Source organism: Proteus vulgaris (assembly GCF_016239305.1).
Lineage (GTDB): Bacteria > Pseudomonadota > Gammaproteobacteria > Enterobacterales > Enterobacteriaceae > Proteus > Proteus vulgaris_C.
In genome coordinates, this window is the sequence record NZ_JAEHOQ010000018.1 from 43,280 (window position 1) to 56,729 (window position 13,450).

A 13,450-nucleotide genomic window follows, 5' to 3' on the forward strand; every position below is an offset into this window, starting at 1 on the left:
CCTCTATGAACCTACCGCTCTTCATTTACCTATCTTATCTTTTTCTAATTTTTCATCTGCTATCCTTAAAAAGAGGCACTTTATAAAGTGATTATTTTTGTGGGAGGTATTTATGGCAATGCAAATAGACTTCACCCTACCAAATAAAGTCGCTGTTATTACTGGTGGAGCGGCAGGAATTGGATTATCTATTGCGAAGATGTTTATTCAGAAAGGGGCAAAAGTCGCATTATTAGATAGATCAGAAAAGGTTGAGCAAGTTGCTCAGCAATTAAATAGTGCGGTTGGTATTCAATGTGATGTCACAAATGAAGAGTCTGTACATCGTGCAGTCTACTCTGTATTTGAAGAGTTTGGTCATATTGATATTTTGGTGAATTGCGCAGGTGTTGTAGCGTTAGCTCCCGCGGGATCACTTTCTGTTGCGGACTGGAATAAAACCTTATCAGTCAATTTAACGGGGACATTCTTGTTATGCCAAGAAGTGGGGCAATATATGTTACAACAGGGACAAGGTAAAATTATCAATTTAGCCTCTCAAGCAGGCGTGATAGCCTTGCCCGAACATATTGCTTATTGCGCCACTAAAGCGGGTGTTATCGGTATGACTAAAGTGTTGGCGTTAGAATGGGCACCTAAAGGTTTACAAATTAATGCAATATCCCCCACTATTGTGATGACCGATTTAGGAAAGCAGGCATGGGAAGGTGAGAAAGGCGAGAAGATGAAAGCTCAAATTCCAGCTCAACGTTTTGCCGAACCGGAAGAGATTGCCGCCGCCGCAGTCTTTTTAGCGAGTAATGCTTCAGATATGATAAATGGTCATAATCTTGTTATTGACGGTGGATATAGTATTCAATAATCAGAAAATAGAAGAAAAGTAGTGGTGTAAGAATAAAGGGGCTATAAAGCCCCTTTATAATAGCCTTAAACACAAGGGTAAATATCAAAACGGTGATTTTTTGTTGTTATATTGGCATGAGCAGGCTGATTATTTAATGGTTCAGCATAATCAGGGCGTTTTACGACAACACGTTTTTTTGCCAAAATAATTGCGGGTTCTAGCAGTGCATCAGCATCTTCATCAGCACCGACTAAAGATTGAAACACACGCATCTCTTTTTTTACTAACGCGCTTTTTGTTTTATGTGGATACATAGGATCAAGATAGACAACATCAGGAGGTGGAGTGATCTCGGTTAATGCTTGGGCAGAAGAGGCATGAATTAATATCATTCTTTCCTGCATCCATTCACCAATGTCAGCATCAAGATAAGCACGTTTTAAGCCATCCTCAAGTAATGCAGCAACCACGGGGTGACGCTCTACCATTCTGACTTTGCAACCAATAGATGCTAAGACAAACGCATCACGGCCAAGCCCTGCTGTTGCATCAACAACATCGGGCAGATAATCTTTTTTGATCCCAACCGCTTTTGCCACTGCTTCACCTCGACCACCGCCAAATTTACGGCGATGAGCCATAGTGCCTTCTACGAAATCCACATAGATGCCACCTAATTTAGGTTCATCTTGTTTGCGTAATTCAAGGTGAGTCGGTGTTAACACTAAAGCCATTGTTTGCGTTTCGTCGTGAATTAATCCCCAACGTTGCGCTAAATCAGATAAGGCGCTGTTATCAGCGCCTTCTTCACAAAGTAAACAGATATTCACATATCATCCTTTAATGCCGTAGCCTTTAAGCATAGCATCAAGTTTTGGCTCACGACCACGGAAGCGTTTGAACAGTTCCATTGGCTCTTCAGAACCGCCACGAGTTAAAATATTATCTAGGAATGATTGGCCTGTTTCGCGGTTAAAAATCCCTTCTTCGGAGAAACGAGAGAAGGCATCAGCCGCCAGTACATCAGCCCATAAATAGCTGTAATAACCTGCAGCATAGCCACCTGCAAATATATGGCTAAAGGCATGAGGAAAACGTGCCCAAGGTGTTGATGGAACAACAGATACTTGATCTTTCACGCTGGTTAAGGTTTCCATTACACGAGCCCCTTTTGCTGGGTCATACTCTGCATGTAAACGGAAATCAAATAGACCAAATTCTAATTGGCGTAACACAAACATTGCAGACTGATAATTTTTTGCTTTAAGCATATTATCAAGCATTGCCTGTGGTAATGGTTCGCCAGTTTCATAATGACCAGAAATAAAAGCTAATGCTTCTGGCTCCCAGCACCAGTTTTCCATAAATTGACTTGGTAATTCAACAGCATCCCATGGCACGCCGTTAATACCTGCAACATCGGCAGTATCAATTTGCGTTAACATGTGATGTAAGCCATGACCAAACTCATGGAATAGCGTAGTGACTTCATTATGAGTAAACAGTGCAGGCTTATTACCTACTGGTTTATTGAAGTTACAGGTGAGATAAGCAACAGGATTTTGTAGTTTTCCATCGGCATGACGCATTCTTCCCATGCAGTCATCCATCCAAGCACCACCACGTTTGTGTTCACGTGCATACAAATCAAGATAGAAGCTACCGCGCAAGGTGTTACTTTCATCGTAAAGCTCAAAGAAACGAACATCATCATGCCAAGTGTCGATGTCATTACGTTCTTTAGCTGTTAAACCATAGATACGATGAACAACTTCAAATAAGCCACTTAAAGCGCGTTGTTCAGGGAAGTAAGGACGCAGTTGTTCATCATCGATTGAGAACAGATGTTGTTTCTGTTTTTCGCTGTAGTAAGCCAGATCCCATGATTCTAATTTATCAACGCCATAGTGTTCTTTTGCAAATTGGGTGAGTTCAGCTAACTCTTCTTTACCTTGGTGGTGAGCGCGTTGTGCTAAGTCAGTTAAAAAACTAAGGACTTGTTCTGGAGACTCTGCCATTTTAGTGGCGAGTGACTTTTCAGCGTAATTGTTGAAACCAAGGAGTTGAGCGAGTTCGTGACGTAATGCGAGGATCTCAGCAATAATTTCGCTATTATCCCACTGACCTGCATTTGGGCCTTGATCAGAGGCTCGTGTACTATAAGCGATACTCATCTCTTTTCTTAGTTCACGATTATCAGCGTATGTCATGACGGGCAGATAGCTTGGCATATCGAGTGTTAATAGGTAGCCTTCTTGCTCTTTAGCTTGTGCGATAGCTTTTGCGGCATCAATAGCACTTTGAGGCATACCAGATAAATCTTCTACATCAGTAATTAGTTTAGACCAACCCATCGTTGCATCTAATACGTTATTTCCATATTTAGCGCCTAATTCAGACATACGCGCGCTGATTTCACCAAAACGCTGTTGTTTCTCTTTGGATAAACCAATACCTGATAACTCAAAATCACGTAATGCATTTTCAATCGCTTTTTTCTGAGGTTGAGTTAACGCATTAAAATCAGCACTTTCTTTAATAGATTTATAAGCCTGGTATAAGCCTTCATGTTGTCCCATCCACGTACTGAATTCAGACAGCAATGGTAAACTTTGTTCATAGGCTTCACGCAATTCAGCGCTATTTTTGACAGAGTTTAAATGACTGACTGGAGACCAAACACGAGAAAGTTTATCGCCTGCTTCTGCTAAAGGTTGGCAAAGATTATCCCAGCTAAAATGAGTATTATCAGCCAGTAATTTTTCGACCGTTTCGCGATAAGTTGTTAACACTTTTTTTAATGCAGGAACAACATGTTCTGGTTTGATCTGGGAAAATGCAGGTAATCCCGTTGTGCTAAGTAATGGATTTGACATAAAAAACATCCTGTATTTTGGTTTGCAGTGACGTAAAACACACCACTGAGTTTATTCGTTATAGATAGTAAGATGAGGATGAAACTGTATAAGTTCAATAGTATCGCGGTAATTATCCGAAGTTTTACTCAAAAACGGGATTATTTTATTTGAAAGAGGTTTTATTGATTTGATGCACTTGGGATTAAAAATAATTCAGCGTATAATCATCCCGTTATTTCCTTTTGACCCATTCAAAAATGGAAGATCATCGTCCCCGGTGGGGCGGCTGGACTTCAAATCCAGATGGGGCCGCCAGCGGTCCTTGGCAGGTTCGACTCCTGTGATCTTCCGCCACTTCTTGTTTCATTACTTCCCAATAAAGCATCCTATTATCTCTTTATCATATTGTTTTTCAGTAAAATAATAAGTTTACCATCCATTTACAGGCACCCTTATTTTTTTGTTAAACCTGATATATTGTTGTTCATAGTTTATTCATAACGTATAGAAAGTGGAGGCAATTTGATGAGCGAAAATCTTCCTGAAGCACCACAGGGTGAATTTATTTTATTCCGAAGTGAAGATGGTCAAACTCGCGTCGAATGCCTCTTTGAGTCTGATACGTTGTGGTTATTTCAAGCCTCGATTAGTGAAGCATACCAGTAATATTTTTTATGGAAGACGAGTTAATCGAAGATCCAGTTGTTCGGTTTTACCGAACAACTGTGGATGATGCTAAACAGTACAATGTGCAATACTTTAATCTCTCTATGGTCGCAAAGTATTACAAAGTGCTGGTGGAGTTAGTAAGAAAGCTACGGATAACGAACAGTGCATAACAACGAAAAGTGTTTTAAGAACCTTTCAGTATTAGTCGATCATTATAGATTTTAGTTGGGCTAATTTTCTAACTAGAAATCAGTCTTAGAAAAACCAGTCATACCATCTAGTCCCATTTCACGGCCTAATGCCGTCATTGGATGGACAATTATCAATCCTCGTACGGCTTTTTTCAGCTTACCAATATCAGCTTGTTCTTTCTTAGTGATAAGGCGTTTGAATGGCATATCTTCTAATTTCTGCGCTTCTTTACTTAGTTTATTGTTACGTACAGCTTTCAGACGAACAATTTCAGTTTCCAGTTCTACTTTTTCTTTTTCAAACTCTGCGTATTTTTCCGCTTCGTCCGTCAGCGAGATACTTGCCATCTTATGGCGAATAAGATCTAAACGATCGCTAAGGAGTTTAATTTTTGCTTTTTCGATTTCTTTCATTATTAATTAACCGTGAACAAATTTCTTGTTGGCAAGTATACACTATTCTACGTAAGAGAGTGAAAAAGGGGACGAGTTGGTGCTTTGCACCAAAGCAGACATCGCATTCATTATTTCTTTTTATTGAGCATCGATTTTAAATCAGCAAAAGGATTATAGGTTGCTGCACCTACATCATCTTGTGCATCCTCACCCGCGACAACAGTTGTGCCGTATTGGTCTGCTTCTGTGTATTTAGAGTGTTCATGATCATGGCAAAAAAGACACAATAACTCCCAGTTACTGCCATCTTCTGGGTTATTGGTATGGTCGTGATCAATATGATGAACGGTTAGTTCACGTAAGTTCGAGTAGACAAACTCACGCGCACAACGTCCACATACCCACGGATAGATTTTCAGTGCTTTTTCACGGTAGCCACTTTCCAACCGTGCATAGTTTTTTGGGATCAGTGCCATTACTAGTATTACCTGTTATAAGAGAAAGTTTGACAATAGTTTTTCCAATATACTCTGAATGCACCGATAGGTTCAAATTTCATAAGTTCTATTTCTCTCAGTAAACCGCTAATCTTACAATCTGATGCACTCTTGGAAATTACAGGTATAATTTCAAAAATTATTGAGCAGATTTAGGCAAAAAAATGGCAAAACTTACCTTACAAGAGCAAATGTTAAAAGCAGGGCTTGTGACCAGTAAAAAAATGGCAAAAGTCCAAAGAACGGCAAAAAAATCACGTGTTCAAGCACGAGAAGCAAGGGAAGCCGTAGAAGAAAATAAAAAAGCTCAACTGGAGCGCGATAAACTGCTTAGTGAGCAACAAAAACAGGCGATTTTATCTAAAGAATATAAAGCGCAAGTTAAGCAACTTATTGAAATGAATAGAATTACGCCAGTAAAAGGCGATATTGATTTTAATTTCACTGATAACAATGTGATTAAAAAGATTGTGGTGGATAAACTGACGCAATCTCAATTAATTAGTGGGCGTCTCGCCATTGCTCGCCTGGATAATGCAGATAAAACGGAATACGCGATTATTCCAGCAAGTGTAGCGGATAAAATTACACAAAGAGATGTGGACTGTATTTTGTTAAATAACGCACTTAGCGAGACAGAACAAGATGAAGACGATCCTTATGCTGATTTTAAAATCCCAGATGATTTGATGTGGTAATAAGCAACGTAGCTTATTACCTTAAAGGCATAGTTTGTATAAGCATTGTGCTTTATACTGCATCTGGAAATTTTTGTAGATAAACGATTAAGTAGGCGATAATGGCAATGAACGGAATAATCACAAAGTGGTTTGAAGATAAAGGTTTTGGATTTATTAAAGATGAAAACGGTGATAACCGTTATTTTCATGTGATTAAAGTTGCCAACCCTGCTTTGATAAAGACAGATGCAAATGTCACGTTTGAGCCGACCACAAATACCAAAGGCCTGTCTGCGTATGCAGTTAAAGTGATCCCAGACAGCAAATACGTTTATATCGCCGGTGAGCGAGTTAAACTGACATCTATTAAATCATTTCGAATTTACAGTGAAGATGTGCCTGCAGATACGCATATCAATAAAGAAAATACCGTACTTTCTGTCGGTACTTTAATGAATAGCATCAGACCAAAATCAGCGGATGGCGCTAATAATATGCGTACGTTGAGAAAGCTGGCGATCACCACAATGCACGGAACAGAGATAGTTTTTACTGAAGATGAACTTGATATCGATGAAACAGTAAAGGCGCTTAAACTGTAAATATCGACATTTAAAACGGGCTCTCACAGTGCGCTTTTATTGGCGCTTGACTAATAGGGTGAGCAAAGTGAAGTTCACTCGCATGAAGCATAAGTCGTGGAGTCCGTGCAGTTCTTTTAGTTTCTTCCATTCTTTCATTCAAGCAACAGTCGCTCCCGCCATATAAATCACAACCTAAAATAGGATGCCCTATAAACTGGCTGTGGATACGAAGTTGATGAGTTCTTCCCGTTTCAGGGGTAAATCGTACCCGTGTTAGAGGCAATAACGTTCCATTTTCTAACGTATGATAAAAACGCTCAATAACGTGATAACCAGAGCGTGCAGGTTTTCCATTAATAGGGCAAATCGACATGCGTGGGAACAGAGCTGGATCTTTTGCAATCGGTGCATCAATCACGCCTTCATTCTCTTTCAAATGGCCACATAGGAGTGCGTTGTATACCTTGGTTACACTGCGTTGGCTAAATTGCTGACACAAAAGAGCATTGATAGCTTTATTGCGTGCCACAACCATCAATCCAGATGTACCAAAATCAAGTCGATGAACAAGTGTACATCCCGGAAATAGCTTCACTAACCGATAATGTACCGAGTCGATATTTTGTGGATTTTTTCCTGATAAGCTCAATAGTCTTGTCGGTTTGTTGATAAGTATTAAGTGCTCATCTTGATAAAGGATCTCGATTTCATCATGGCAAGGTGGGGCAATAAAAGTATCGATAATCGTAGACATCAGCTTATCCGCAAAAAAGAAGAGAGTGGATGATAGCGAATTTTAAGTTAACAGGCGAATGTAGAGATATACTCTTAGTAATTTGAATATAATGACGATAAATGTTAATCCCTAGGGGCAACCTATGAACAATGAAATCCACTTTAAATATTATGACATGGTAGAAGAGTATTCACTGGAATCAACCGATCCTGTTGCTGAGGCAGAAGAAGATGCGCTTGCTCTCTATTTTCAATTATTACTCACTCGATTGATGAATAACGAAGAAATTAGTGAATTGGCACAACAAGATATGGCAAAAGAAGCGGGTATTGATAAAAAACGCATTGACGATATCGCGATGTTTCTTAATCGCTGGGGTAATGAATAACACGTATTGAGCTCATTAATTGTGGGCTCAATAATCTTTCAATTCACAAAAAACAACTCTGATCATACATAACTGTATGATTTAACGTATACTCGTTATCTATTTTATTGCACATAAGTGCACGAAAAGAACTGACATGCTTTTGGGATGTTCGATCCTTTATCGGGTGTTTTATATTCAATTGGTTGGGTGAGATATGCTGGATTTCCTAAAGAATTATGACAATTTAACGATCAGCGAAAAAAAAGTATTAAAATATCTCACCGATAATATTGCGGATATACCCTATTTAAATATTAATGATTTAGTTGCAAAAACCTTTGTATCAAAAACGGTGATCATTAATTTATCGCAAAAGTTAGGGTTTAGTGGATTTAAAGAGCTTAAATTCCAAATTAATAATTATATTTTGATGCAAAATAAAGTTGAGAAAACGAGTACAGCATCTTATAAAAAGCAATTAGAAAAAAATATTAATAAAACATTTACTTTAATTAATGAAGAACAAATTCGGGAATGTGCGAAAACCTTACGTCACTCTAGGAATATTTTTATTGTTGCAAGAGGTACGAGTAAAGCAGTCGGTTATTATCTTGAACACCTTTTGTTTGCTTTAGGTCTACATTGCTTTTTTATTAATGATTACAACTTATCTGATTCATTTACTCGTCTTGTTAATGAAGACGATACGGTTATCTTTATCTCACTTTCTGGTGGTACAAAGAAAATCATTGAGACAGCAAAAATCGTGCAATTAAAAGATGCCAATATTATTAGCATGACAGCATTTAATACTAATGAATTAACCACTTATGCAACTCATGCTCTATTTTGTTTCGCTGATAATCATGATACAAAAAAAGATGATACTAAATCACGTATTGGCTTTTTTATGCTGGTGGATTTACTGATAAATGAGCTAGAAACATTACTTTAAGTTCTAATAATTCTATTAGTTAAATGTTCTTTTTATTCTTCATGTGTGAAAATTATTAATCTACCTGATTAAAATAAATATAAATTATTTTAAAATAACCTTTTTTTCAATATTAATATTAATATCTAGTATCAATCATCATTTCTGAAATAAGAAATTGTTTATAATTATTAATTAAATTATTTATTAAAAAGACCTAGGTCATAAAAAATGACCTGAGATAATATTTAAAACCGCTACGTCATTCATTTCCTATAATCCCTAAGCTAGAGTACCTCGGTAATTCTTTTATATTCGAGAAGTCATAAGGAAACAAATATGGCCAGGAAAAAATTCAGCGAATCTATTCAGCGCTTTGGTAGAACCCTACTTCTACCAATCGGTGTATTAGCACCTATCGGTATGATCTTGGGGATCAGTGGTGCTTTAGTTCAGTCTTATATGATTGCACGCTTTCCTTTCTTAGGAAATGAAACAGTCAATGCTTTATTAGTCAGTATCCGTTCTATTGCGGGTGTGGTGTTTGACAATATTCCACTTCTATTCGCAATGGGGGTGGCGTATGGAATGAGCCATAAAGATAAGGGGATCGCGGTCTTTGCCTCTGTAGTGGGCTATTTGACCTTGATAAGTACAATCAATATCTGGTTGGTATTGACTGGAAAACTGGCTGATCCTGCCATTATGACGCAGGTTGGGCAAATCAAGGTTCTGGGTATACAAACCATGAATATTAGTGCCGCAGGGGGGATTATCACAGGATTAATCGCTGCATGGGCTACTGATAAATTCTATAACCTTGAATTACCAACAGCATTTGCTTTCTTTTCAGGGAAAAAATCTGTCGCCATTATTATGGTCGGATTAATGATTGGTGTAGGTGCATTGCTACCATTTATTTGGGAAGTATTAGTCATGGGTTTAACTAAGCTCTCGGCTGTCTTCTTAAGTCCTGTTGGGCCTTTCTTTACCGCGGGTGGCGAGCGTCTATTTATTCCATTTGGTTTACACCACGTCTGGAACGTTCTGTTTAGATTTACCGAAGCTGGTGGCTCTTATGTGATTGAAGGACAAACCTATGTAGGCGTTGTTCCAGCAATGACAGAAGTATTATTTAACCAAGGGCCAAGTAGTGAATATTGGGCAATGATGCCAAGCCTGACACGTTTTATGGCTCAGCAACAAATGTTGGTTACGCTGTTCTTGTTCCCTGCGATTGCATTAGCAATTTATAAAACCTCGAAAAAAGAGAACCGCGCTGAAGTTAAATCGATGCTGGTGACAATGGTCTTAACCGCAATGTTAGGTAACGTGACCGAACCTCTTGAATTCACCTTCGTCTTTATTGCGCCGTTACTCTATTTAATTTACGCCATTATCGTGGGAATTGGTGCGGTTCTACTCTCTTTTGCTGGTGTTGCAATTGGTTATATCCGAGGCACAGTCTTTGACTTCACCATCTTTGGCTTACTGTACGAACACACTAACTGGATCTTCCTCGTCATTATCGGTAGTGCACTTGCGGTTGTGACCTACTTCATTTTCTACTGGGCTATCGTCAAATTTGATATCAAAACGCCAGGTAGAGAAGAATCAAGCAATATGAAAAATACGCTAATCAAAGAAAAACGTTATGGCGAAATTGCAGAGATCTTAATCCAAGCGTTAGGTGGTAAACAAAATATCCGTAATGTTGATAACTGTATTACACGATTACGTATTGATATTAATGAAGTTAATCAAATAGATAAAGAATTAATGTTGGAGTCTGGATGTACAGCATTCTTCTTTCCGGCAGCAAACCATGTCCATGTCGTTTATGGCCCTAAAGTCGAATTTGTTCGCAATGCTGTTGATGAAGCAATGAAGAAATAAAAGGATACATGATGAGAGCGTTATACGATTCTAAAAGTAAAACAATCGACGATCGCGGTATAAAAAATCTGCTGTCCAATGAAGCTAAATATTCAACTTGGTTGATGTTTGAAGCAATGTTAGCGCAAGCACAAGCTGAATACGGTTTTATTCCACAGTCTGCCGCAGATGAAATTAAAGAAAAGGCGATTATTGAGAATATCGATTTCGAAGAGATGAACCGCATTTATCAAAAAATCGGTCATGGCTTTGTGCCTTTCTTAAAAGTATTGGTGAATGCGTGCTCTGAAGAGAGCGGTAAATATGTGCACTATGGTATTACCACGCAAAATATACAGCAAAGTTCACAGCTGTATATGATGAAAACAGTACACAATAAGTTCATGTTATTGTTAGGCGAAATTATTGAAAACTTATCTAATCTTGCTGAAAAAACAAAACATATGGTGATGGCAGGTAGAACGCACGGTCGTCATGCTATTCCTATTACTTATGGGTACAAAGTTTCAGTATGGATCAGCGATTTTATTGATTGCTACCAACGAATGAAAGAATGCGAAAAGCGAGTATTCACCATTATGATGGGTGGCGCTGTAGGTGCTTTTAACTCAATGCCAGAAGTTGGAATGAAAGTACAAAAACGTGTCGCTGAATTAGTGGGTATGCAAGCAATGGAAGTGCCATCACGTAATCTAAGTACTCACAAATTAGAATATATGATGAACTTAGCACTGATGGCTAACATCTGCCATAAAATTGGTGAAGAAGTTTATAGTACAACATTGGAAGAAATTGCTGAGGTTTCTGAAGGGTTTACAAAAGGCACTGTGGGAAGTAGCACGATGCCCCATAAAATTAATCCAAAATTAGCCAAAGGTATTATTGCTAACTCACAGAAACTGTACTCATTACCTAATGTAGGGATGTACTCTGCGGTAAGACCTTATGAAGGTGATAGCAGTTCTTATATGTTATTCGATGGTTTAATTGAAGAATCGTTAGAACTTACAACCGAAATTTTGTTGAGAACGGAAGAGCTTTCAAGAACCATTGTTCCTCATGAAGAGAGAATGCTACATAACGTGATGAGAAATAAAGGTTTGGATAATACTGAATACGTTATGATGAAAATGGCTGAAAAATTAGGTAAAGATAAAGCACATTCACTGTTATATGAAGAAGCCATTAAAACGGCAGCAGATGGTGAAGATTTTTATACTAACCTGATGAAAAATGACACCATTACAGCGGCCTTTAATGCCGATGAAATTAAGGCCATGCTTGATCCTCGTTCTTATATCGGTTTATCTGTTGAACTTGCGCAGAAAGAAGCAAAACGTGGGTTAGCGATTTCTCAAGAAATTAAACAAAGCTATAAATAAAGTCATCAAGTATCTATACATAAATCATTATCAGTTAAGTCAAGAGCCATTCAATTTGAGTGGCTCTTTTTAGTTGATAACTAACCAATCAACCCATGTACTAAAATAATACCGATACAAATTGGGCCAATATAACGCCATACCAGTAATAAGCATTGACGTTTTAAGCCAGAGATATTGTCAGGAATTAATGCATTTGCTCTACGTGACCATCCAAAAATTAAACACATTGCAATACCAAATAAAGGCATCAGAATATTGGATGTCAGATAATCCAATAAATCAAAGACCGTTTTTCCTGCGAATGTCACATCACTCATTGGTCCAAAAGATAATGAGACAGGAATACCCATCAGCATGATCGACGCGGTTACTACTAATCCTGCACGACGACGTGTCCACTGAAAACGCATTTGCACATAAGCCACAATATGTTCCAGTAATGAAATAGCAGAGGTTAACGCCGCCATTAATAACAAGACGAAGAAAGTCACTGCTAAAATATTGCCACCAGGTAAGTTAGCAAAATAAACTGGCATGGTCATAAAAGTTAAACCAGGGCCAGCATTAGGCTCTAAGCCTGCGGCAGATAATGCAGGGAAAATCATTAATCCGGCAAGTACACACACCATACAAGATAAAATAACTACCCACATACTGGAGTTGGCGATCCCTTTGTTATCCGCTAAATAAGCACTGTAAGTGATATGAATACCTAAACCGATAGACAGTGAGAAGAAGGCTAAACCTAACGCATCCAATACACCTTGAGGGGTTAATTTACTGAAATCAGGATATAAAAATAATTTTAAACCTTCAGAAGAACCCGGCAAACTAATACCAACAATAATCAATAAGATCATAATGATAAATAACATTGGCATCATGATTTTAACGGCTTTTTCTAACCCTCGTTGTACGCCCGCTAAAACTACAAAACAGGTTAGTCCAGCAAAGGCAAGGTGAGCCAAAATAGGCCATAAAGGATTGCTAATAAAACGGGTAAAAATACCCGTCAATTCTGCGCTATCAGTGATATTTAGCTGGCCTGTTGCTGCCATAACGGTGTAGCCAATTGTCCAACCACCGACAACACTATAGAAACTATAAATACACCAAGAACTGAAGACACCGATAACGCCAATAATGACCCAGTTACGTCCCATCATTTTTTTAAAGGCATTTACGGCTTCTGCGTGAGTGCTACTACCCAAGATATTTTCAGCCAGTAATACAGCAAGCCCGATAATGAAACTAAATAACAAAAAGACAATTAAGAATGCACCGCCACCATTATTGGCTGCAACATAAGAAAACTTCCAAATAGCACCAATACCGATTGCAGAGCCTGCGGCTGCTAAGATATGGCCGACTCGTGATGTCCATTGTTGGCTCATTTTGCCTCCTGTTTTA

13 protein-coding genes, 1 tRNA gene and 1 pseudogene are annotated in these 13,450 nt (G+C 38.4%); 9 read left to right on the forward strand and 6 right to left on the reverse strand.

The features are described 5' to 3' along the window. Positions 1-112 precede the first annotated feature (112 nt). Complete coding sequence (locus JEP40_RS13390; protein WP_198623931.1) at positions 113-862, forward strand: GolD/DthD family dehydrogenase; 750 nt, start codon at positions 113-115, stop codon at positions 860-862. A 65-nt stretch (positions 863-927) separates the two neighbouring features. Here JEP40_RS13390 and rsmJ read toward each other — a convergent pair whose 3' ends face one another. Both rsmJ and prlC read right to left on the reverse strand, forming a co-directional pair. Further along, entirely contained in the window at positions 928-1,674 is a 747-nt protein-coding gene (rsmJ, locus tag JEP40_RS13395; RefSeq protein ID WP_198623932.1) for a 16S rRNA (guanine(1516)-N(2))-methyltransferase RsmJ, read from the reverse strand. A gap of 3 nt (positions 1,675-1,677) precedes the next feature. After that, positions 1,678-3,720: an oligopeptidase A gene (gene prlC, locus JEP40_RS13400; protein WP_198623933.1), complete on the reverse strand. Its 2,043-nt coding sequence runs from the start codon at positions 3,718-3,720 to the stop codon at positions 1,678-1,680. Positions 3,721-3,961: 241 nt separating this feature from the next. Between prlC and JEP40_RS13405 the strand changes: the two genes are divergently transcribed. Both JEP40_RS13405 and JEP40_RS19265 read left to right on the forward strand, forming a co-directional pair. After that, positions 3,962-4,056: transfer RNA gene (locus JEP40_RS13405), tRNA-Sec, on the forward strand. Between the two features lie 171 nt (positions 4,057-4,227). Then, positions 4,228-4,362 (forward strand): annotated as a pseudogene (locus JEP40_RS19265) (hydroxyacid dehydrogenase); the annotation flags it as partial. A gap of 251 nt (positions 4,363-4,613) precedes the next feature. On the opposite strand, the gene JEP40_RS13415 reads toward JEP40_RS19265, so the two are convergent. Together JEP40_RS13415 and yajD are read right to left on the reverse strand one after the other, a co-directional pair. Then, a complete protein-coding gene (locus JEP40_RS13415) occupies positions 4,614-4,976 on the reverse strand; it encodes a YibL family ribosome-associated protein (RefSeq protein WP_198623934.1) in 363 nt (120 codons plus the stop codon). A 110-nt stretch (positions 4,977-5,086) separates the two neighbouring features. After that, on the reverse strand, positions 5,087-5,434 hold the full coding sequence (gene yajD, locus JEP40_RS13420) for an HNH nuclease YajD (RefSeq protein WP_006534437.1): 348 nt from the start codon (positions 5,432-5,434) through the stop codon (positions 5,087-5,089). A gap of 185 nt (positions 5,435-5,619) precedes the next feature. Between yajD and JEP40_RS13425 the strand changes: the two genes are divergently transcribed. Then, entirely contained in the window at positions 5,620-6,153 is a 534-nt protein-coding gene (locus tag JEP40_RS13425) for a DUF2058 domain-containing protein (protein ID WP_198623935.1), read from the forward strand. Between the two features lie 101 nt (positions 6,154-6,254). Then, complete coding sequence (locus JEP40_RS13430) at positions 6,255-6,737, forward strand: cold-shock protein (protein ID WP_109409958.1); 483 nt, start codon at positions 6,255-6,257, stop codon at positions 6,735-6,737. Between the two features lie 10 nt (positions 6,738-6,747). On the opposite strand, the gene JEP40_RS13435 is transcribed toward JEP40_RS13430, so the two are convergent. After that, on the reverse strand, positions 6,748-7,473 hold the full coding sequence (locus tag JEP40_RS13435) for an RluA family pseudouridine synthase (protein WP_198623936.1): 726 nt from the start codon (positions 7,471-7,473) through the stop codon (positions 6,748-6,750). Between the two features lie 124 nt (positions 7,474-7,597). On the opposite strand from JEP40_RS13435, the gene JEP40_RS13440 reads away from it, so the two are divergent. The 4 genes from JEP40_RS13440 to JEP40_RS13455 all read left to right on the forward strand — a co-directional run bounded on the left by JEP40_RS13440 (position 7,598) and on the right by JEP40_RS13455 (position 12,037). Then, positions 7,598-7,843, forward strand: coding sequence for a DUF2543 family protein (locus tag JEP40_RS13440; protein ID WP_198623937.1), 246 nt, complete (start codon positions 7,598-7,600; stop codon positions 7,841-7,843). Between the two features lie 196 nt (positions 7,844-8,039). Then, on the forward strand, positions 8,040-8,780 hold the full coding sequence (locus JEP40_RS13445) for a MurR/RpiR family transcriptional regulator (protein ID WP_198623938.1): 741 nt from the start codon (positions 8,040-8,042) through the stop codon (positions 8,778-8,780). Positions 8,781-9,098: 318 nt separating this feature from the next. Next, complete coding sequence (locus tag JEP40_RS13450; RefSeq protein WP_198623939.1) at positions 9,099-10,655, forward strand: PTS transporter subunit EIIC; 1,557 nt, start codon at positions 9,099-9,101, stop codon at positions 10,653-10,655. A gap of 11 nt (positions 10,656-10,666) precedes the next feature. Then, on the forward strand, positions 10,667-12,037 hold the full coding sequence (locus JEP40_RS13455; RefSeq protein WP_198623940.1) for a class-II fumarase/aspartase family protein: 1,371 nt from the start codon (positions 10,667-10,669) through the stop codon (positions 12,035-12,037). 80 nt (positions 12,038-12,117) lie between these two features. Here the strand turns inward: JEP40_RS13455 and JEP40_RS13460 are convergent, their stop codons facing one another. After that, the gene (locus tag JEP40_RS13460) at positions 12,118-13,434 is read right to left on the reverse strand and encodes a sodium-dependent transporter (RefSeq protein ID WP_198623941.1); all 1,317 of its coding nucleotides are present in this window, start codon (positions 13,432-13,434) and stop codon (positions 12,118-12,120) included. Between the last annotated feature and the right edge of the window lie 16 nt (positions 13,435-13,450).